This window comes from Phycisphaerae bacterium (assembly GCA_018003015.1).
Taxonomy (GTDB): domain Bacteria; phylum Planctomycetota; class Phycisphaerae; order UBA1845; family PWPN01; genus JAGNEZ01.
The window spans coordinates 52,197-72,666 of the sequence record JAGNEZ010000020.1; the positions used below are offsets into that span (position 1 = coordinate 52,197).

17 protein-coding genes are annotated in these 20,470 nt (G+C 64.3%); 10 read left to right on the forward strand and 7 right to left on the reverse strand.

From position 1 onward, the window contains the following. Window positions 1-275: 275 nt before the first annotated feature. From KA354_11075 to lpxA, 4 genes are read left to right on the forward strand one after another with little or no spacing between them, the layout of a single operon-like run. Window positions 276-911, forward strand: coding sequence for an OmpH family outer membrane protein (locus tag KA354_11075; protein ID MBP7935178.1), 636 nt, complete (start codon window positions 276-278; stop codon window positions 909-911). A gap of 50 nt (window positions 912-961) precedes the next feature. Next, a complete protein-coding gene (lpxD, locus tag KA354_11080) occupies window positions 962-2,014 on the forward strand; it encodes a UDP-3-O-(3-hydroxymyristoyl)glucosamine N-acyltransferase (protein MBP7935179.1) in 1,053 nt (350 codons plus the stop codon). Further along, window positions 1,980-3,296 carry a UDP-3-O-[3-hydroxymyristoyl] N-acetylglucosamine deacetylase gene (gene lpxC / locus KA354_11085; protein ID MBP7935180.1) on the forward strand — a complete coding sequence of 439 codons (1,317 nt, stop codon included), beginning with the start codon at window positions 1,980-1,982 and terminating at the stop codon, window positions 3,294-3,296. Before lpxD ends, lpxC begins: the two co-directional genes overlap by 35 nt. Before the next feature lie 13 nt (window positions 3,297-3,309). Then, window positions 3,310-4,176, forward strand: coding sequence for an acyl-ACP--UDP-N-acetylglucosamine O-acyltransferase (lpxA, locus tag KA354_11090; protein ID MBP7935181.1), 867 nt, complete (start codon window positions 3,310-3,312; stop codon window positions 4,174-4,176). A 333-nt stretch (window positions 4,177-4,509) separates the two neighbouring features. Here the strand turns inward: lpxA and KA354_11095 are convergent, their stop codons facing one another. The 4 genes from KA354_11095 to KA354_11110 all read right to left on the reverse strand — a co-directional run bounded on the left by KA354_11095 (window position 4,510) and on the right by KA354_11110 (window position 8,938). Next, window positions 4,510-5,676, reverse strand: coding sequence for a hypothetical protein (locus KA354_11095; GenBank protein MBP7935182.1), 1,167 nt, complete (start codon window positions 5,674-5,676; stop codon window positions 4,510-4,512). 28 nt (window positions 5,677-5,704) lie between these two features. Next, window positions 5,705-6,496 (reverse strand): CPBP family intramembrane metalloprotease, encoded by a 792-nt coding sequence (locus KA354_11100; GenBank protein ID MBP7935183.1) that lies wholly within the window; start codon window positions 6,494-6,496, stop codon window positions 5,705-5,707. Between the two features lie 117 nt (window positions 6,497-6,613). Then, a complete protein-coding gene (locus KA354_11105) occupies window positions 6,614-7,627 on the reverse strand; it encodes a squalene/phytoene synthase family protein (protein ID MBP7935184.1) in 1,014 nt (337 codons plus the stop codon). A gap of 3 nt (window positions 7,628-7,630) precedes the next feature. Beyond that, entirely contained in the window at window positions 7,631-8,938 is a 1,308-nt protein-coding gene (locus KA354_11110) for a Gfo/Idh/MocA family oxidoreductase (GenBank protein MBP7935185.1), read from the reverse strand. Window positions 8,939-9,199: 261 nt separating this feature from the next. On the opposite strand from KA354_11110, the gene KA354_11115 reads away from it, so the two are divergent. The 5 genes from KA354_11115 to KA354_11135 all read left to right on the forward strand — a co-directional run bounded on the left by KA354_11115 (window position 9,200) and on the right by KA354_11135 (window position 13,397). Next, entirely contained in the window at window positions 9,200-9,751 is a 552-nt protein-coding gene (locus KA354_11115; protein ID MBP7935186.1) for a sigma-70 family RNA polymerase sigma factor, read from the forward strand. Continuing rightward, entirely contained in the window at window positions 9,748-10,137 is a 390-nt protein-coding gene (locus tag KA354_11120) for a hypothetical protein (GenBank protein ID MBP7935187.1), read from the forward strand. The genes KA354_11115 and KA354_11120 overlap by 4 nt, the downstream gene beginning before the upstream one ends. 369 nt (window positions 10,138-10,506) lie before the next feature. Further along, window positions 10,507-11,901, forward strand: a complete 1,395-nt coding sequence (locus KA354_11125; protein ID MBP7935188.1) for a hypothetical protein — start codon at window positions 10,507-10,509, stop codon at window positions 11,899-11,901. 190 nt (window positions 11,902-12,091) lie between these two features. Beyond that, the gene (locus KA354_11130) at window positions 12,092-12,403 is read left to right on the forward strand and encodes an MTH1187 family thiamine-binding protein (protein MBP7935189.1); all 312 of its coding nucleotides are present in this window, start codon (window positions 12,092-12,094) and stop codon (window positions 12,401-12,403) included. A 4-nt stretch (window positions 12,404-12,407) separates the two neighbouring features. Beyond that, window positions 12,408-13,397: an ABC transporter substrate-binding protein gene (locus KA354_11135; GenBank protein MBP7935190.1), complete on the forward strand. Its 990-nt coding sequence runs from the start codon at window positions 12,408-12,410 to the stop codon at window positions 13,395-13,397. 220 nt (window positions 13,398-13,617) lie between these two features. Here the strand turns inward: KA354_11135 and KA354_11140 are convergent, their stop codons facing one another. From KA354_11140 to KA354_11150, 3 genes are all read right to left on the reverse strand, one after another. Continuing rightward, entirely contained in the window at window positions 13,618-14,358 is a 741-nt protein-coding gene (locus KA354_11140) for a hypothetical protein (GenBank protein ID MBP7935191.1), read from the reverse strand. A 242-nt stretch (window positions 14,359-14,600) separates the two neighbouring features. Next, window positions 14,601-16,445, reverse strand: a complete 1,845-nt coding sequence (locus tag KA354_11145; protein ID MBP7935192.1) for a response regulator — start codon at window positions 16,443-16,445, stop codon at window positions 14,601-14,603. A gap of 31 nt (window positions 16,446-16,476) precedes the next feature. Beyond that, a complete protein-coding gene (locus tag KA354_11150; protein MBP7935193.1) occupies window positions 16,477-18,351 on the reverse strand; it encodes a HAMP domain-containing protein in 1,875 nt (624 codons plus the stop codon). Window positions 18,352-19,371: 1,020 nt separating this feature from the next. On the opposite strand from KA354_11150, the gene KA354_11155 reads away from it, so the two are divergent. Continuing rightward, the gene (locus KA354_11155) at window positions 19,372-20,361 is read left to right on the forward strand and encodes a prepilin-type N-terminal cleavage/methylation domain-containing protein (protein MBP7935194.1); all 990 of its coding nucleotides are present in this window, start codon (window positions 19,372-19,374) and stop codon (window positions 20,359-20,361) included. Window positions 20,362-20,470 lie beyond the last annotated feature (109 nt).

Genomic DNA, 20,470 nt, shown 5'->3' on the forward strand with positions numbered 1-20,470 from the left:
CGCGTGCGGTTGCGGCTGGTCATTCGCCGGGCCGATTAGTACTTTTTGCCATTTCCGGGGTCAAAAGCGACTGGAGGCCGCATATCGCCGCCGGGGGTGGGGTTATCCGCGCTGGCGACCGATCGTCAAGGGCGCGGAGTCCACGTCTTCTCCGGCAGAGTCGATTGCGGGTGGGACAACTCGGCCGGTGGCGGGCTCGGCTTGCGGGACGGCGCAAAGCCGGGTCTAATCTCGGTTTGGCGATGATCGGACAGCCTGTAAAACGGAGAATGAATATGAAGACGGGAATTAGTCTTATGGCCGTCGTATTAACCGCCGCGATCGTATGGAGCCTGGCCGCCGCTGACAACAAGGCGGCGCCGTCCGCGGCTGGCAAGGGGGCCACGCGAGTCGGGGTGCTAGACTTGGTGAAGGTGTTCAACGAGTTCGAGCAGACCAAGGTTCTCAATGCCGAGATCGACAAGTACAAGGCCAAGCTGGGTGAGGAGAAGGTGCAGCGCGAGGACAAGATTGACACCGAGAAGAAGACGCTGCAGACCTTCGCTCCGGACAGCGCCGACTATCAGCGCCGTGTCCGGGAGGTGAGGAAGATGATGATCGAGTACCGCGCCTGGCTCGAATCCGAGCAGCAGAGCCTTACCGACGAGCACCGCCGCTGGATCGAGCGGACCTATGATATGGTGACCCAGACGACGGCCGCCGTAGCCCGGGCTCACGGGATCGACGTGATCATCACCAAGGAGGATCTGGATAAGAGCGTCAGCGACACGACGGTTCTGCTCAAGCAGATCCTCAACCGCAAAGTGGTGTACGCCAGTCCGGATCTTGACATCACCGACGAGGTCATGAAGAGCCTGAATGACGTCTTCGCCAAATCCGGCGGGGCGAAATCGATCCAGTTCGGGATGTGAGCCGGGATAGGCCGGAGTGCAATCGCCGAATCGATGGAGAGCACGACGGTATGAGCAGCACCTACACACTGGCCGAGATCGCCAAGTGGGTCCAAGGCGTGGTTCGGGGCGATGCGAGTGTCCGGATCTCCGGCGTGGCCGGCGTTGAGGAGGCCCAGGTGTCGCACATCACCTGGCTGTCCGACGACAAGTATGCCGCGAAGCTGAGGTCCTCGCGGGCGGGTGCCGTCCTGGTCGACGCCCGGTTCGGTGAGACACCCATGGCGGCCATCTTGTGCGAACAGCCGGCCTTGGCCATCGTAGCGATCCTGGAACACTTCGCTCCGCCGGTGCCGCGTCCTCCGATCGGTGCTCACCCGGCTGCCGTGGTGGCGCCCTCGGCCAGGCTTGGATGCGACGTTCGGTTGGGGCCGAACGTGGTCGTGGGCGAGAACGCCGTGATCGGCGATCGGAGCGTGCTCCATGCCAACGTCTTCGTGGGGGCGGATAGCTCCTTGGGTTCCGACTGCGAGCTCTGGCCGGGTGTGGTGATCCGCGAACGCTGCGAGCTGGGCGACCGGGTGGTGGTTCACCCTAACACGACGGTCGGGGCGGACGGCTTTGGCTATCAATACGCCGGTGGTCGGCATGTGAAGATTCCCCAGATTGGGAGGGTCGTAATTGAAGCAGATGTTGAAATCGGGGCGAATTGTTGTATTGATCGGGCCAAGTTTGGGGACACGCGGGTGGGGAGGGGCACTAAGATTGATAACCTGGTGCAGGTTGCCCATAATGTTCAGGTTGGTCCCGGGTGTATTCTGGTGGCCCAATGCGGGATTGCCGGCAGCACACGGTTGGGACGGGGCGTGGTGCTCGGGGGGAAGGTTGGTGTGAAGGACCATGTGGTCTTGCACGATGGTGTGCAAGTGGGGGCTTGCGCCTGTATTTCAAAGGACATACCGGCCGGTTCCCGCGTCATGGGGATTCCCGCGGTCGACCATGAGCGATTTGTTCGTGAACGGGCTGCCCTGCGGCGGGCGCCGCAGATGGTCGAGCAGATCAAAGCCCTGACCCAACGGATCGAGCAGCTTGAAGCTTCAGCAGACGATAGAGCGTCCGGTTGAGATCGCCGGCCGGGGGCTGTTCACCGGCGAGCCGGCCACGCTGCGCTTCCGACCCGCGCCCGTGGGGACCGGGGTGGTCTTTGTTCGTGACGACCAGAATCCTCCCATTCACATCGCCGCCCGGGTTGACAATGTCGCCAAGCGGCTTCGCCGCACGTCGATCCGCAATGGGACGGTCCAGATCGAGACCATCGAGCACTGCATGGCTGCCCTGGCCGGCATGGGTGTGGACAACGCCTTCGTGGAGCTCAACGGCAACGAGGTTCCCGGCCTGGACGGCAGCTGCCTGCCGTTTGTGGAGAAGATCAAGGAAGCCGGGCTGGTTCAGCAGGACAGGCCGCGTGAGGTCTACCGGATTCCGGAGACGATCCGGGTGTCGGACGGTCCCGGCTATGTCATGGCCGCTCCGGGTACGGAGGAAGAAGACGCCCTGGAGATCATCTACGATCTGAACTACGGGCCGAACAGTCCGATCGGGCAGCAGATCTTCAAGGTGCGGCTGACGCCGGAGGCGTTTGAGGAGCAGATTGCGGGATCCAGGACTTTCGTGCTCCGCCAGGAGGCTGAGCAACTGCAGGCCGCTGGCCTCGGTCGCCATTTGACCTACCAGGAGATTCTGGTCTTCGGGCCGGATGGTCCGATCGACAATCCGCTGCGGTTCGCCAACGAGTGTGTCCGGCACAAGATTCTGGACCTCATCGGAGACTTGTACCTCTTTGGCAAGCCTCTGGTTGGCAGCATCTTCGCTCGCCAATCGGGCCATTCGCTCAACCACGAGCTTGTCCGGCGGCTGCAGGAACTGGAGGAAGCGGCTGCGACCAGGAGGAGGCTGTCCTCCGAGCCGGCGTTCGACATCCGCCAGATCCAGAGGATCCTGCCGCATCGGTTTCCGTTCCTCATGGTGGACCGGGTTGTGCTGCTGGAACCGGGCCAGCGGGCGGTCGGCATCAAGAACGTCACCGCCAACGAGGAGTTCTTCACCGGGCATTACCCGGGCCAGCCGATCATGCCCGGCGTGTTGATTATCGAGGCCATGGCCCAGTTAGGCGGCATTCTGCTGTCCCGCGAGCTGGAGCACACCGGCAAGGTCGCCGTCCTGCTCAGCCTGGACCGGGTCAAGTTTCGCCGGCCGGTGGTGCCCGGCGACCAGTTGGTGATGGAGGCTCTGGCCCGCCGAGTGAAATCGCGGACCGGGCATGTGTCGTGTACGGCCAGGGTCAACGACGACCTGGTCGCGGAGGCGGACATCAAGTTCATGATGGTGGACGCGGACCCGCTGTGAGACGAGTGACTCGATGATACACCCGACTGCTTTCATAGATCCTGGTGCCCGGCTCGGCGGAGGCGTCACCGTGGGCCCGCACTGCTATGTCGGGCCAGGCGTGGTGCTTGGCGACCGCTGCGTGCTTCGCAACAGTGTGACCATCGTGGGGCAGACGACCTGTGGCAAGGACAATGAGTTCTATCCCGGGGTGGTGATTGGCGAACCCCCACAGGATCTCAAGTACCGCGGCGAGCCCACCCGGACCGTCGTCGGGGACGGCAACGTGTTCCGCGAGCAGGTCACCGTCCACGCCGGTACCGAGGTTGCCGGGGGGCTGACCGAGATTGGCTCGCACAACCGCTTTCTGGTCGGGGTGCACATCGCCCACGATGCTCGGGTCGGCAGCGACTGCATCTTCTCGAACTATGTTCAGCTGGCCGGGCACGTGCATGTCGAGGACCGCGTGACCATTGGTGGGATTGTCGGCATACACCATTTCACGACCTTGGGGACGCTGTCCTACATCGGCGGTCTGAGCCGGATCGTGGCTGACGTGCCGCCGTTCATGATCGTCGAGGGCAACCCGTCGCGGGTTCGAGGATTCAACGAGACCGGAATGCGCCGCTGGGGCTACAGACCCGATCAGATCAAGGCCATGCGCGAGGCCTACCGCACGCTGTTCAGCCAGAAGGCTGAAACCAGCGGCTTCTCCATGAACGAACGACTGAGCAAGCTCGATACGCGGTGCGAAGGCAACGGCGAGGTCCACTGCCTCTGCGAGTCGATTCGACGCAGCCTGCGGGACGGTGTTTATGGCCGGCAGCTTGAGCGACTCCGCCGCGACACGGATGCCGACCGGCGCCGGTTCTATGGCCAAGGTACGCCCAGGGAAGAGTGACGCGCCGAGCCGAGCTGGGCCGAAGCCCCGCTGCGACGTGGGTTGTACCCTGCGGAGGTGGTGCAGCCAGGAGGGCAGGCCGTTCCTGAATGAGCTTGCCGCGCCGGCGTTCGTTGCCTGGCGGGACTTGCACTCCTCGGAGCGCGCCCATCGTTACGATGAGGCCGGCCACAAAAGCCAAGTGGGCCGCGGTGCTGATCGTGGGCATCCCATCGATGAAGACCGTAGGCAAGGCCGGCGCCGGAAGCACCCCGGAAGAGTGGAAGCAGGCACTGGTCACCAGGGCTGCCGGCCGGAAGCAGCCGGTTGCGTCCGGCATGTCGGGGCGGCCACTCAACACCGCCCCTGGGCGATCTCCTGGAGAATTCTGTCCGCCTCCTCCCAGCGCCCAAAGTGCCGCTCATCGGCGCGGAACTCGGGTGTGTGGGAGTAACGTTGCCGGCCGTGCCAGCGCACCCCGTGTTTCTTGTGCAGCAGCTCGTGATGCATGACGTGCTCGATGACAAAGCCGGGGACGACGGCCCGGTCCAGGCTGGCGCTGACCATCACCGTGTCGCGAACGAAGTCGTAGTGGCCGAAGACCCGCCCGGTGAGCGTGCGGCTCCAGACCAGTTTGGGACGCGGCATCCGGCCGTCGAAGAACTGGCGATTGACCCGCTCGAAGACGTCGGCCAGGTCGCAGGTGACGCCTCGACTGTGCTCGACCGTGCCGGCCGCGGCTTCGAGTTCGGCGGCCAGGGCCTGGTAGGGCTCGTCCAGCATGGCGTCCATGACCACCGCCCGGCTCGAGGGATGGCCGAGGATGTCCCGGCCGAGATGGTCCAAAGTCGCCTCGTCGAAACGGATCATCGGCGTGGGCAGAAGGACCCACGTGCCGTCGGGGAAGGCTCGCCATCTGTACAGCCCCTTGAGCGGGCGGTAGTGGATGAGCAGCGGGCGGCGACAGCGGGTGCTGCCGGAGGGCAGACGGTCGAAGATCACCGATGCCCGCCGGACTGCCTGGACGTAAGATCCAAGAGCTTCTTCACGAGCGAAATAGCGGAACCAGCCGACCAGGTCACGGGCTTCTGGCTTCAGGGTTTCCGGGGTCACCCCGTCGCGTGCCATGGAGTGATCGAGCCGCGCGGCGGTCTCTCGGACCACCTTGAGCGTCGCTCCGGTTCGATCCTGGCCGAGACGCACGAAACGGGCCACATTGTCCAGCAGTCGGTCGAGGAACGGCCGCAGACCCCGAAAGGCCAGCGACTCGGGCGGGGGTTTGCGGGAGGCGCCGCCCGCCGGGCTCGGTTCGACGACCGGGACATGCTTGAAGTCGAGCTGAGCGAGGTATCGGTAAGCGCGCTGCGAGGGTGCGGCCAGATGGTCGACGGTGGTGCCATGTTCGTGGAGTACCGCCTCGACGTCCCGGAGGAATCTAGCCACATCGCCGGCCAATCGGTCGCGTTCGGCGGGCGTAACCGGGCGGCTCAGCGCCCGCCGCGTCCGGTTCGCGGTTGCCACAATTCCCGTGATCCTGATTCGCGGCATGTCAGCCCCGCAGTGTGCTCACGATGACCACGATACCATTGTAGAAGACATGGCAGCCGGCCGCGATGCCGAAGCCGCGATAGAGGAAGAGTCCCGCGAGGTAGATGCCCGCCGCCGTCCGGAAGGTGAAGGTGCTCATCTCGAAGGTCTCGGCCCCGAGCGGGGGATGGTGCTGGGCGGCAAAAAGGGCCGAGGATGCCAGTACCGCGAAGACCAGCGAGGCCGACCGGTTCAGCTTGCAGACGTTGACCAGGAGGATGTCCAGGCCGGTGATCAGGAACAGCCGGAAGACCAGCTCTTCGTAGAGTCCTGCTCCGACGCCACGGATGGCCTCGTCGATCCAGTCGTGGGCCCGGGGCTGCGTGCCGGCGAGCAGAGCGGTGTGCACCACCCGGTTGAACACGAACAGCGGAATGGTCCAGATCAGGCTCTCACCGAGCATGCCCGGGAGCACAAAGGGGTCGAACCGCCACGGATGCCGGGCGGCCAGGTGCCAGGCGACCAGGATGACGACCACCGCCATGCCGGGAAAGATGTAACCGAAATGGCCCGCCCCCAGCGCCGTGACCACGCGCTCGATGAGATACACGGCCACCAGTTTCGGCTTGTCGTCCGGAGCCCCGTTCTGGGCGAAGTAGATGCCGATTTCGAAGGCCAGCAGCATGGGCAGGATGAAGACCAGGCTCGGCCAGGGCCGCAGGGTCACGAACGAGTAGTGCTGGCCCTCCGGCGAGTCGGGTGAAGGGAGGGTGAAGATGTCCTCCCTGTGCCTAGCTGTCGGCTTCCTGACCATGGGCGGCGATTATCCTCGGAGGCGGTGGTTCCGCAATAGGTCTGGAATCGGCCGGTGCCGAGCCACCCGGGTGTCACCGGCTGCTCGCCGGTCGATCGTCGAATTCCCGGGAGGGACTCAATCGCAGCCGGCGGCCTGGAGCGTCCGCTGACGGTGGTTATTGTACCAAGCCGTGACCTGCTCGTTGTCTGTGCCCTCGGTGGCGATCAGGGCGAGGATCTCCTGCATCTGGGTCCGGTCGATTTTCGGGTGGTACTCGCTTCCCGCCGCGGCCAGCTCGAGCGTGGCGATAGCCGGAAGGTGCGAACCGAGGAGGAAGACGCGCAGGCCGGTTTCGGATCCGGGAATGGCCCTGATGTAATCCAGCCCTGCGTCGAGATGGCCGATGGCGTGCCCGATCAGCCGAGAACGCCCCTCTGGCGACAACTCGTATCCCGGTTTCTCGGGATCGAGACAGGAGAAGGGGATGAAACTGACCCCGCGCTCGGCATCGACCCGGCAATCCTTGATGATGTTGGTCATCTGCAGTCCAAGCCCCAGCCGCCGGCCCTCTTCGCGCCATGCCGGTGTGGCCGCGAATCCGGCCCTACCCAGTCGCAGTTCGAAAAGGGCGGTGGACATGATGCCGACCACGCCGGCCACGTGATGGCAGTATCGATCGAGGTCGTCGAAATCGCGGCAGAAGAAATGAATGCCGCCGGCCGTCTCGACGGGGTAGGCGGTGCGCATGCCCGCGATCATGTCCCGCACGCAGGTTCGGATCGGACCGTGGTACTCGGCGGGCAGCGTCAGGAAGGCGGCCAACGCATGCTCGGCTCCCGCGACCAGCCGGCCGCAGTCGCCTTCGGGGATCGCGGGCCAGGCCCGCACGAAGGCCCCGATCCGCGCCGAATCGCCCGGCTGGTCCATCGCCGCCAGGAACAGATCGTACAGCCGGTCGCGGGCCTCTGCGGCCAGATCTGCCTCGTCCTCAATGGTGTCGGCGATCCGGCAGAGCAGGTAGGCCACACACAGTCCGCGGTCAATCGGATCGGGACATTGCGGGATGATCAGCGCGAAGGACCGCGAGACAGCGGGTAGGATCCCGTTGCAGAACGTCCAGCAGTTGGTCGGTGCGGTCGGTGGGGACACGCCCTACACGATAACCGATTCCGTCTCCTTGTCGAACTTGGCGGCTTTGCCCGCCCGGGCGCTGAGAATGCCCATCTGCAGGACGGTCTGGGTATGCCAGGCCAGGTCGACAGGACTCGCCGGCTGGGTTCGCGTCCGGCAGCAGTCGAGCAGGTTTTGCCAGTGCAGGCGGACGTCCTCGCCGTGTTCGATCGGCCATCGATTGCGTTGTCTCTTCGAGCCCTCCGCGGGCGTGAAGATGATCGACTGGTTGTCGAAGCTGATCGTACCCTCCCAGCCGCGGAGGGTGGGCGCTCGCCCGACGGAGCCGAGCTCCGGTTCGCCGGGGAAGTTGTTGCCCTGTGTACCGAGGATGGCCACGGTGGTCTTCTCCGGATACTCGGCGAGAATGTTGGCCGTGTCGGGCACCTCGCGTTCCTTGCAGGCGTGGTAGCGTGAGATGCTGCTCAGGCCGACCACGGTCGAGGGCATCTTGACGCCGAGCATGTAGACCACGGGGGTGAAGGAGTGCGGGTACAGATCCGTGGCCGGCCCGCCGGAGTAATCCTGGTACAACCGCCAGCGGAAGTAGCGGCTGACGTCGAACGGTCGCTTGTTCGCATCGCCCAGGAACGCGTCCCAGTTGAGGTCCTCGCCGGGCGTGACATTTGGGTCATCGATGGGCATGCCCGCCTCACCCCAGTCGCCGACGCGGAAGTAGCCGCACTCGGCGTGGATCGGCTGACCGATGATGCCTTCCTGGATGAGCTTCTTCGCCTGGTGCCAAGCGGTGTTGGACATGCCCTGCGAGCCGAGCTGGAAGATCCGCCCGGACTTCTTGACCTCGGCCACCATGCGCTTGGTGAGCTCGTACTGCCGCCAATGCGTCACCGGCTTCTCGCAGTAGACGTCCTTGCCCGCCCGAACGGCGTCGATGACCTGGTAGCCGTGGATGTGGTCCGGGGTGGCGATGCAGACCAGGTCGACGGACTTGTCGGCCAGGAGCTCGCGGTGGTCGAAGTAAGCTCTGGCCTTGAGGGCCTCGGCCTGCTTGGCCATGCGTGGCCGGTACGTGTCGCTCACGGCGACGATCTCGACCTTGGCCCCGGCGTCCTTCATGGTTTTGAGGATGTTGAGGTGATCGCGTCCCCGTCCGCCGCATCCGATGATGCCGATTCCAATCCGATCGTTGGCTCCGAGCGGCCTATCCTCGGCCCGGGCCGCCGTTGCAGCGGTCAGACCGGCGAGGCCGGCCAGGACCCCGCTCTGGCGCAGCAAAGCACGGCGGGTGGAAGAAGTGGTTTGGACGGCTGAGAGCATCTTGAGGGGCATCGCGGGTCTCCTTCGATCGATCACTCGGGGCTGGACTGATTACGCACGAGTCCGTCGGACGGGCTGCTATTATGCCCGGCCATGTCCGACGAGGAAAGTCGGGCAGCCCGTCAGCTGCCCTCGGCTGACCGTCCTGGCTCTGTCTTCCGCGTCCGATCGGCCGCCCGATTGTCCTTCCGCCCGGTTTTCGCATCGTTCGCGAATCTTGTAGCATGGGTAGACAAATCGTCGCTTGTTCAGCGTCCAGTCCATAGAGATGCAATGAAGCCGCCGCACCGAGACGATGCCGAGGAGCCTGCGCCGGCCGAGCCCCGAGATGGTCAGCTCGCGCTGGCCGACCTCTACGATCGGTGCGCGGGGGATCTGTATCGGTATGCCTTGATGATTCTGGCGGATCTGGCCGGAGCGGAGGATGCCGTGCATCAGGCTTTCTTCAAGCTGGTGCGAACGACCGGGCGCGTGCCGGAGATTCGCGAGGCTCAGGCGTATCTGCGGGTCGCGGTGCGGAACGAATGCTTCAGCATGCTGCGACGAGTGAGGCGGGGCCAGGCTATGGAGCCGTTGCCGCCGTTGCTGGAGTCTTGCTCCGGTCAAGTGGACGATGTCGCTCAGCGGGAGGAGATCGAGGCGGCCCTTCGAGCTTTGCCCGCAGAGCAGCGCGAGGTGGTTTACCTGAAGGTCTTCGAGGAGCAGACCTTTCGCGAGATCGGCGAGCGAATCGGCGTTCCCCCGAATACGGCCGCGAGCCGCTATCGGTACGCACTGGAACGGTTGCGGGGGTTGCTGAAGCGAGATGGGAGTGGGCCCACATGAGCATGGACGATGATTTGGGTTTTGAAGATGTGAAGGGCCGGCTGGGCAGATACCGCCCGGCCGGTCCGCCGTCGATTTTGCGGGCCAGGGTGTTGGCCATCGACGCTCCGGCTCGCCCGCGGCGGTTTGTCGGCAGGTGGCTGGCGGCCGCGGCCCTGATTCTGTTGGTTGTCGGCTTGCGCTGGCATACGCAAAGAATGGACCGTGAGACGTTGGTGGTACTGGATGCCCGGGAGACGTTGTGGACGCCTGAGGCCGAGGAGATGGCCCGGGAACTGGACGGCGACGGAGCGGGGCGGGGGTACCTGGCGTTCGCGTTGCTGGCTGATCGCCAGCGGTTGGCGAGCCAACCCCCAGCGTGGCAGGAGGCAACGCTGGGGAAGTGAGAGTGAGGGCGACCAAGGCGGGAGCCCGAACAAGGCGTACTCGCCGCAGGCGACCAAGGCGGGAGCCCGAACAAGGTGTACTCGCCGCAGGCGACCAAGGCGGGAGCCCGAACAAGGCGTACTCGCCGCAGGCGACCAAGGCGGGAGCCCGAACAAGGCGTACTCGCCGCAGGGCGGGGAGAGAAAGCCGAGCTTCCGATCAGGTTGTTCAGGACTTGCGGGCGGTGAAATCCCGGAAGACGCGCCGCCGCGTTCGATCGGTCGGATTTGACCCACGCGATGTGGGATCAGGCCGAGTCCACGTAGGGTCGATCCTCCGCGTCGGGGTTGGGCGCGAGGGCCGAATGATTGGCCTTTGAGGATATTGCGATGAACGAGGCTGAGACGAAGAACGGTCAGACAATGGAATCCTCGGTCAAGGTGCCGGTGAAGCCCAGGCGGCCATGGTGGCGACGCGTGGTGCGATGGGTCGCGATTGTTGGTGTGCTGCTGTTCGTGGCCGTTGTGATTTGGGGCTGGTACGTCTCGCGGCAGTTGCGGGCCGAGATCACCCGGATCCGCGATGCTGGCGAACCGCTGGTCTTCAAGGATCTGGAGACCGGCTTGCCCAAACCGGAGGAAGACCAGGACGCGGCGTGGTACTACAACGCGGGCCTAGCCCTGGTACGGCCCACGGGGATCATCGAGGCACTCGAGCCCTATTGGGTCGCGGCGACCCGGCCGGCCAGCCAGCCGTCGTCCGAGCAACTTGCGCAAGCCCGGAACATCCTGGATCGCAACAAGCTGGCGTTCGAGATGTTCGATCAGGGGGCGGCGTTGCCGTTCGGACGGTTCAACCTGAACATGCAGTACGGTATGGGGCCAGCCATCGAGCGGTTGGCTGTGGTTCGCAGTGCCTTCAAGTTGCTTTCGCTTCGTACGCGTGAGGCGGTGGGGCGAGGGCAAGCGGATCAGGCGGCGGAGGTGGTCATTTCGTCATTCGCCGCTCTGCGCATCCTCCGAACTCAGCCTACGGTCATCGTTCAAGTATCGGGTGTGACCTGTCGGTCTCTCCTGCTAACGGACGCCCAGGCGGTGCTGAATCTGGCTCAGCTGTCGGAGGGGTCTCTGGCAAGGCTGCAAAGGGCCGTGCAGGAGTCGTGGATGGACAACGAGATCGAGCGCATGGTTCTGGCCGATCGCGTTTATGGGATCGCCGGCATGCGATGTGATCTCGTGACCCTCGTGGATGAACAGGTTGCGGCCAAGCTTGTCGAGGAGGGAATAGCCCCGTCGATGCCCGAGGGTTCTTGGCTCAACCCGTTTCCGCGGCAGCTGAGTCTGGGCTATCTCAAGGATATGGACAGGCTGCTGCAGGCATCGAGGAAGCCTTGGCCGGAAATCGTGACTGCGATGAGTCAGCCTGGCCTTGCTCGTTCGACCCTCGGGCGGCTCCTGGTGCCTAGCATGACACGATCCGTGGTGCTGACCGGTCGGTCGCTGGCCAAGATGCGCTGCACGGCTGTGGCGATCATGATTCGGCGTCATCTTATCAGGCATGGGATGCTGCCCGAGACGCTGGCGGAGCTAATCCCGGCTTGGGCGGATGCTCTGCCGGCGGATCCGTTCACGGGCAAGTCGTTGATCTACAGGCGCGAACCGGGCGGTTACATTGTCTATGGCGTCGGCGAGGATCTGCAGGATGATGGCGGTCTTCTGGAGGGGAGCGAGGGTGATCAGCGCGTGGATTGCGGAGTGCGGGTCCGGACGGGCGAGAAGCCCTGAGAAGAAGACACCGATCAGTCATCCCAACGGCCGAAAGGGGTCGCAGGAGCAGTCGACCACAGGGCCCTGTTGACTTCTCCTTGGCGAGGGTACGCCTTGTTCGGGCTCCCGCCTTGCTCGCCCTCGCTTCCCCTTTCACATCGCCGTCGGCGAGGGGGGGTGTATAATCCCTGCAAAGGAGATCATCGCCATGTCGGTACTCTTGGAGTTCTCGATGTTCCCCACGGACAAGGGAGAATCGGTCGGTCAATACGTGGCTCGGAGCCTGGACATCATCGACCATAGCGGCGTACCCTACCGGCTCAATCCGATGGGCACGGTGCTCGAGGGCGAGTGGGACGAGGTCATGGGCGTGGTCAAGCAGTGTTTCGATCGCATGCGTGAGGACAGCGGACGCATCGCCTGCGCAATCAAGCTCGACTGGCGGCAGGGGGGCGGCGGCCGACTGACCGGCAAGATCGCCAGCGTCGAGCAGCGCCTGGGCCGCAAGCTGAGACAGTGAGCTGATGAAGCGTTCCCGCGTCCTGCTGGTGCTGCTGGTTGCCGCAGTGTTCACCGCCGCGGTGGGGTTGCGGGTGCGGAGCCTACTGGTTACCGAGGAAGTGAAGTTGCGCCCGCAGGGGCTTCCGTCTGCCTGGGCAGCGGCATTGCCGACGCCGAAAGACTATGTGGCCCATCCGGAAGTCGATCCCGCCGAGGCCGGCTGCGGGCCCGCCCGAATCATCAGTCTGGCTCCCAGCATCACCGAGATCGTCTGTGCGTTGGGGCTTCGCGATCGGCTGGTGGGCCGGACGCCTTACTGCCTGCATCCCCCGGACATCGAGTCGGTAACGGCGGTCGGGGCACTCCAGGATCCCAACTTCGAGAAGATCAAGTCGCTGTCGCCGGATCTGGTACTGGTGACGGCCAACAGCGGCCGGCTGGCCGACGGCCTTCGCCAGTTGGGGATCCGCCACCAGTCGGTCCCACACGACACCCTGGAGGAAATCTACCAGGCCATCGATCGCGTCGGCCGGTTGTGTGACCGGCCCGCCACCGCCGCTCGCCTGGTCACCGTGATCCGTGCCGACGTGGAAACGCTTCGTGCCGCCGCGGCCGGACACATTCTGGTCAGGCGCCCCGTGCTGGTTGCGCTGGGCGAATTGCCCGTGCCGCCTAAGGCGATGTGGGTCGCAGGTCCGGGCTCATTCCTCGCCGGTCAGATCGAGCTGGCGGGATGTGTCAATGCCGCCGCTGGCATGCTCAAGGTGTCGCATGGCGAGTTGTCACTCGAGGGGCTTCGCGCCGCCAACCCGGCCGTCATTCTCGAATTCCGGGCGCGCGCCGATGAGCGGGCGATGCTCGATCTGTACCGCGCCTGGTCGGAACTTGGTGACCTCGAGGCGATCCGTCTTCAGCGGGTCCGCAGCCTCGGAGGCATGGAATGGCTTAGCGCCGGCCCGCGCATTGCCCTCAGCCTGCATCGCTTCATCGTGGTGCTGGCGGAGTTCGAGTGAGTCGTCGGAAAAGCCGATCCTCACCCGCGCTGAATCCCCGTCCCTCCCGCAGCCCAGACGCCCGAGGCATGTGGGGCCTGCCCGCTGCGTCTTCGTGGAGCGCAAAGTAAAGGCCGCGGCCGATTCCCCGTCACGCACGGTGAACCGATGCCGCGGCCTTCTCCGCCCTCATCCCTCCCGACGCCGCCCTCGCGGCGCTTCACGGGACGAGGCACGATCGTCACCCGCGGCCATACCGCCGCAGGGCAAGGGGAATCCCCGCCGCGATCAGCAGCAGGAGTGTCGCCGGCTCGGGAATGCCCGTGATCTGATCCTGGACTCCCGGTCCCTTCAGCAGGTAGAGTCGAGCGCTGGGCAATGTGCCACCCCCTCGCACGGTGCTCAGCCAGCCTTCAGCCATGGTGGCAATCTGGCCCCATTGTGACGGGCCCACGTAGAATCGGCTTGTGCCCCCCAGGTCGTATAAGGTCGCGTTGGTGTCGAACGTCAGTTCCCACTGGGCGAGCTGGAAGGCGGCGGAGGTCTGCGTGTCCACGACGTCATCGAGAAAACCGCCCCACAGCCGCTCCAGGTATCCCGTCCGGGTGGGGTCAAACGTCACCGGGCCGCTGATGCCCCCGGAAGTGGTCGTGGCTCCCAGGAGCGGCAGCACGTCGGCATGGTGGTTGACCTTGGACAACTGCAGCCCTTCGCCGATCTCCGCGCAGTAGGAGGTGAACGAAGCGGGGATGACCGTGTCCACGCCTGGCCCCGGGGGCAGATCCACGCGCGTGCCCAGGAACTGAACCGTCGCCTGGTTCATTGGGCCTGTGTGGCCCGGCAGGCGAGTCGAGAAGCTCACCGATTGCCAATAATCAAAGTCATAGTCGGCGGAGATCATCGCGCCCTCGGCCGTGCCACCCAGCACGACGAGGGCGATCAATGCCAATCCCCACCCTCTCAGTCCGGTTACGCACACCATCGTGGTCCCCCTTGTCATCCATGGCGAATTCGAACGGGAATCAACGGGGCTTCCCGTCTGCCAGTCCAACCATAAGATGCAAAGAGCCGCCGGGGCAAACGCATCGGCGGAAACGTCGGGCAGCTCTTTCTGAAGCCAGGTCCGATAGGTTGGCAGGGCCTTTCGACCGGCGGGTGTGAGGCCATACGTGCTCCTGGGCCGCCGGCGGTCGAGAAGCGGACTGCCCGCCATGAGGGGAGGGGTCAGGCCGGTTCGGGGGTGGTTTGGGGGGATGAGGGATTCTGCCGACGCAGGCGATGGGCGATCAGATCGACCAGCGACCGCTGGTTGATGGGCTTGGAGGCGTAGGCATCGCAGCCGGCGGCCAGGCACTTCTCGCGGTCACTGGACATGGCGTGGGCGGTCAGGGCAATAATGGTGCCATCATAGCCTTGCTGCCGGAGTGTCCTGGCCGCGGTATATCCGTCCAGGATCGGCATCTGCATGTCCATGAGAACAGCATCGAAGGCCTGAGGACTGGTCTTCACGTTCATGGCCATCTCGACCGCGGACTGCCCGTTATCGACGATCACGACCTCGGCGCCGGCGGCCTTGAGAATGTGGCCGATCAGCCGCTGGTTATCCACCCCGTCCTCGGCCAGAAGGAGCCGGGCGCCCTTCAGATCGTGGGGACCGACGGAGGGACGCAGCCCCGGCTCCGCCCTCGCCGCCGGCTCGTTCGCTTCTGCTGGGGAGATCATGTTCAGGCCCTCAAGAGAGCCCGTCGTCACGGTGAGGCGAATCCGGGTGCCCTGGTCCGGTTGCGATTCGACAATGACCACGTCCCCCCCCAGCATCCGTGCCAGGCTCCGGGCGATGGCGAGCCCCAGTCCCGATCCGCCGAAGCGACGGGTGGTCGAGCTGTCGGCCTGGGCGAAAGGCTGAAAGAGGTGTGCGGTCTGCTCCGCGGTCATGCCGATGCCCGTGTCCACGATGTCACACTGGATGTAAGGTTCGAGTGCGTCGGTGAGGCACCGCACGATCGTCCGCACGCTGCCCTGACTCGTGAACTTGATGGCATTCGCCGTGAGGTTGAGGAGAATCTGGCGCAGGCGGCCGGCATCGGTTTGGATGGTGGCGGGAATGGGGCTAGCGTATTCGATCTCGTACGCGAGTTTCTTTTCTTGAGCCCGTACGCGCAGCAGGGAAGCCACGTCCTCGATGACGGCGCGGAGGGAACAGGGCTGGCGCTCAACAGTCAGCTTGCCCGATTCCACCTTGGCCAGATCGAGGATGTCGTTGATAACGCTGAGCAGGTGTTCTCCGTTGCGGCGGATGGTCGCCAGGTGCTGCAGGGTATCGGCTCGGGTGACGCAGTTCAGATGGGCGGGACATTGGGTGTATTCACTCGCCGGGTTCGCGATGAGCTCGCAGTATCCCAGGATCGCGGTCATGGGGGTGCGAATCTCATGGCTCATGTTGGCCAGGAACTCGCTCTTGGTCCGGTTGGCGGCTTCGGCCTCGACCATGGCCTTGTGCAATTCGGCCGTGCGGCTTTGCACGCGGGCCTCCAACTCGGCATGAAGGGCCCGCAGCTCCCTCTCACGCCGCCATTTGGCGGTTAGCGCATGGGCGCAGTGCTCGATCTCATAGGGTGAGAACGGTTTCTGCAGGTACAGCAGTTTGTCGACCGGGGGCACGCGGGCGGCGATCTCCTTGGGCGCCGTGTCCGAGAAGGCCGTAACGATGACGATCTGGAGATCCGGATCCATCGCTCGCAGTTTCTCGGCCGCGACCAGTCCGCTTGGGCCGGGCGGCATGCGCACGTCGAGGAACGCGACCGCGAAAGGGGTGTTCCGGGCGAGGGCGTCGCGAACCGCTTCGACGGCCTCGTTCGCCTGTCCGCAAGTCAATACCTCAAAGCACGCGCGAGGTGATGAAGGAGCGGGTGGCTGCTCGCCGAACAGCTTGGCGGCCAGATCATCCATTTCGGACGCCGCCGGCTTGGCCGAGCGTTCTGGGCCAAGGATCCGGCGGTACAGGTCGAGGATCAGCGTCTCGTCGTCCGCGACAAGAATCCGCGCTGCCTGGGGTTCGCTATCGCTCATGGCTCTCTGTCGCTCACACTTGACTCACCGCTCAGGCGTTCCTGGGCAGAAGGACGTGCATACAGGCGCCTTGCCCCATGCCGTCGCTCTCCGCGTACATTCGCCCGTTCATCGCCGTTACGCTGTTGGCGCACCAGTGCAGTCCCATGCCTCGGGTAGAACCGCTCTTGGTTGTGAAACCCCGCTCAAAAACATGGTTGAGATCCGGCCCAGCTATTCCCACGCCGTCGTCGCGGACCCGCAGGTGGATCATCGCCGTACCCCCTTCGTCCTCCGCGCACGCGTCCACAGTGACCTTCCCTCGGTCCTTCCCGGCACTGCCGATCGCTTCTGCCGCGTTCGTCAGCAGATTGCCGAAGACCTGGAGCAGGCAGACCCGGTGTGTCTTGAACGCGCCGGTGGTGCCCACGCCGGAGCCCATCTCGATGGTCAGACGCTCCCGAAGCTTGCCCGGGAGAAGGCTGGCTGCCTCCCGGGTCAACTCGTCCACCGCTACCCATTCCAGGGGACGATCCGCCCGCGAACTGACCTCCTGCTCGGAAAGGAACTGCTCGATCTGCTTGGTTCGGACGGCCACGTCGTCGAGCTTCACGTACGTCTCTTGTGTGACGGCGACGAGCCGGCCACTCGCCAGCTCCAGGAACCGGTTCAATTCCTGCCGGCGCGACTCCGAAACCGACCCCTCGCTGAGCTGCTGCCTGGCCATGTTCAACTGGTCAACCGGAACCTTGGCCAGCTCGTCGCGGAGCATGTCGATTTCCACCAGCACCGGTGTCAAGGCATTACGGACGTTGTGCAAGGTTCCGGAGGCCATCTCCGCAAGGCCTGACTCGTACGACTGCTCAACTACTCTCCTCCGGGTCTCCGCCAGCCGCTCGACCATCCGGTTGAACTCGGTGGCCAGGATCCCGATTTCATCCTTGGCGCTGATCGACAGCCGTGTCGTCAGGTCGTCGGTCTTGCCCACCCGGACGACATGGTGGGTCAGTCGGGACATGGGGCCCAGAACCGACCACTGCAGGGAGGCCAACAGGGCGAAGAGGACCAGGATCCCGACCGCAACAATCGAGTAGTTGGCGAACCGCATGGCGGTCGCCCCCTTGGCGGTGATCTCCCGCGGGATGGCTGCCTTGATCTGCAGGCAAGGCGTTCCAACCAGGTCGGACAAGGTCGTCGTCACATGCAGTACGGCGGTTCGACGGTCATCAATCTCAACCGGCGTGGTGTGAATGTCTCCCGCCGCCGCGGATTTGAGCTTGCCCGGTGGCTGGGCCGGCGGGACGGGCAGGATCTCGAACTGAACCTGGGTCTGCTCGCGAAGGCTGGCGATGACATTCGAGTCCAGGAGCTTGCCCATGATCACCGCACCGCGGATCGGACCTTCGCGTGCGTTATTCGACACCGGCTGCGACGCCACCAGCATCGGTCCCTTGCCGGTCATCGCGATTCCACCCACGGCGTCCTTGGGCTCCTTCAGTCTGAGCAGGGCGTGCGTCTCAGGAAAGCTGTCCTTGGGAAAGCCCGGGATGTCGATAAACTCCTGTGTATTCAGGTCCAGCGTTTGCGAGCCAACGACCTTTCCTTGGAGGCTGCAAATGCACAGGAGGTTGATGCCCAGACCCTTCAGGCTGGTCGCGGTCAGATTGGCCTCCGCGTACTTGACGTTCTGGTCCGCGATGAACTGCGCCGTGTCGTCCCAGGCTCCGTAGTCGCCCGCGGATGTCCCCAGCTGCTGGACTTCCCGTTCGATGGCCCGGACACATCGTTGGAGATCCTCGGTTGCCTCCTCACGCTCCAGCTGGACGAAACTGGGAAAGAGGATTCGGCTCTGGATCACGTAACCGACGATCCCATAGGTCACGACGACGGTCGCGACGATGGTCAGCACTTTCGATCGCAGTGACACCGCATGGCTCCTGTGTGTTACCTGTCGTGGCATCCGACCGCGACAGTGGCCGTGCACAGCCAACTTCTATGGGTGAGGTGCCGCCACCATCACACCGGTGCTCCGGCCTGCACCGGCGTGCCACGGTGCGGAGCGCCCTGGCGTGATATCGGCTCTTCAGGCCTGAGGGCTGACCTTCGGTGTTCCGAATTGCCCATCCGATAAGCCTTCGCCCGACTCGCCTGGGTGACGGCCGGTCCCCTGAGGCTCGGCCGGCTCGGTACGACCGGGTCACCGTCCAGCTTTGGCGGCCTCGACTCCGGCGGCACGACCGGCGTCACTCGCTGCGTCGGACGAGGGCAACTAGCCGAGGTCCGGTATCACCGCGGTTTCGGGCAGCTCGCTCACCGAGTGGTTCGCTCCCCTTGCACATGGTCTGAGAATGTGCGCGGTCGTCGTACCGGCCATGGAGGCGGTGCGGTGTCGGTTCCCGCGCGGGTCTTGCCGCAAAATGGTAAGAGGCTTCAAATGATCCGCCGAAATGATCGAACATCGAAGGCCCTCGGGACACGCCGTGGCCTTCCCAATCCGGCGAGAAACGCTGGTCGGGAACGCGTCTATCATGCGATAGGGCAACCGGTTAGCTCGATCAGGGGCCGAAACCTGAGGGCGGGCACGGCTGGACAATATCCACTTAAACGATCGTCTATTAACGTTTTTGGGCTTGCCGGGCCGGGCCGATGCTGGCTGAGTCTCGTTCACTCCGGTGGGGACCCGTTTGGAGACTTGGCGTATTATCTAAAGCCTGATGCCTACTGTGTCGTAGCCTATACCTGTGAATGCCCTACGTTTTCGAAAGTGAATGAAAGATCGGCGGAAAATGGTTGACAATAGAGCAGGTCGGTTTAAGATATACGATCATAGGAGTCGCTATCTATTGGGTATGCAGACCTGTCACGAGTGGTGGCCATCGCCTCGCTTGTGGTGGACGCAGAGGGAGTAGTTCCGGCTTTTTGACGTCCCCGGCACTGGAGATGAAACATGGACACGTTGGCCAGGCGCACGGTGTTGAACGGTCAAGGTGATCGGATCGCGTCGCTCACCCGCAGGGTCCGCCTCGCAAGGGCCAAGGTCTTGCCTCGCCATCCTGGCCGGGGGTTCACGCTGATCGAGATCCTCGTGGTCGTGGCGATCATCGCTCTGCTGCTGGCGGTACTGCTTCCCTCGCTGACCGCGGCCAAGGAGGCCGCCCAGCGGGTTGGCTGCCAAGCCAACATGCACAGCATGGGACAGGCGATGATGTTCTACGCCGAGGATCACCAGCAGCAGTACTACATGTTTAATCGCTCCTACAACTTCTCCAACGGGACCTGGGACGGTCCTGAGGCCACGATTGCCGACGATTCGGCGGTGGCTCTGGCCCTGGATATGAAGAGCGTGGGCAAGCCCGGCGACCCCGGGTACGTCGTCAGCAAGCTGGTGGGGGCACCGAGCAAGAAGTACCTCCGCGACTGGAACACGCTGATCTGCCCGGGAACGAGGAACAAGATCCGGAACGCCACCGACCTGAACAACAACGCGGACAACCGCATCTCCGGCCCCACGGATGGCAAGTACGGCCACAGTTACGAGCTGTGGAATGGGTTCCAGAAGTCCGATTTTGCCGGCCCCGGCTCGGTCAAGGTTGGCGCCACCCGGCGGCTTTACTCCAGCAGCTCGGAAGATACCGACAACGACGGTTTCCCGGATTGCCTCAAACGTCCCAGAATCGTCGCCAAGCGGGCCACCAATGTCATTCTTGTCGTCGATGGTGACGATTCGACCAATGGGGCAGATGCGAACAACTTTCCTGACGACCAGCTCGACAACCATGGTCACAAGGGCTGGAACATGCTCTTCGCCGATACCCACGCCCGGTGGATCACGCCGACCCAGACGTGGCAGACCTTGCACCGCAGCGACATGAGTGTCAACGGCGTGCCGGCGGCCTACTGGCCGAAGGATGTCCCGCCGCCGCCGCCGGGGTCCTGAGCCGGGCGTGTTCCGGTGAGAAGTCCTCCGGAACGAGTTCGCGGGGACGCGAGGAAACCAGAGTAAACGGTCTCAACCGAGAGGCTGGGCCGGTCGATCATCTACAGGG

Bases quoted from the DNA above. Each gene is read 5' to 3' on its own strand.
- KA354_11130 (MBP7935189.1), top strand. From the start codon at position 12,092: ATGTCGGTACTCTTGGAGTTCTCGATGTTCCCCACGGACAAGGGAGAA.
- KA354_11155 (MBP7935194.1), top strand. From the start codon at position 19,372: ATGGACACGTTGGCCAGGCGCACGGTGTTGAACGGTCAAGGTGATCGG.
- lpxA (MBP7935181.1), top strand. From the start codon at position 3,310: ATGATACACCCGACTGCTTTCATAGATCCTGGTGCCCGGCTCGGCGGA.
- KA354_11100 (MBP7935183.1), bottom strand. From the start codon at position 6,496: ATGGTCAGGAAGCCGACAGCTAGGCACAGGGAGGACATCTTCACCCTC.
- KA354_11135 (MBP7935190.1), top strand. From the start codon at position 12,408: ATGAAGCGTTCCCGCGTCCTGCTGGTGCTGCTGGTTGCCGCAGTGTTC.
- lpxD (MBP7935179.1), top strand. From the start codon at position 962: ATGAGCAGCACCTACACACTGGCCGAGATCGCCAAGTGGGTCCAAGGC.
- KA354_11145 (MBP7935192.1), bottom strand. From the start codon at position 16,445: ATGAGCGATAGCGAACCCCAGGCAGCGCGGATTCTTGTCGCGGACGAC.
- KA354_11115 (MBP7935186.1), top strand. From the start codon at position 9,200: ATGAAGCCGCCGCACCGAGACGATGCCGAGGAGCCTGCGCCGGCCGAG.
- KA354_11120 (MBP7935187.1), top strand. From the start codon at position 9,748: ATGAGCATGGACGATGATTTGGGTTTTGAAGATGTGAAGGGCCGGCTG.
- KA354_11110 (MBP7935185.1), bottom strand. From the start codon at position 8,938: ATGCCCCTCAAGATGCTCTCAGCCGTCCAAACCACTTCTTCCACCCGC.
- KA354_11075 (MBP7935178.1), top strand. From the start codon at position 276: ATGAAGACGGGAATTAGTCTTATGGCCGTCGTATTAACCGCCGCGATC.
- KA354_11140 (MBP7935191.1), bottom strand. From the start codon at position 14,358: ATGGTGTGCGTAACCGGACTGAGAGGGTGGGGATTGGCATTGATCGCC.
- KA354_11125 (MBP7935188.1), top strand. From the start codon at position 10,507: ATGAACGAGGCTGAGACGAAGAACGGTCAGACAATGGAATCCTCGGTC.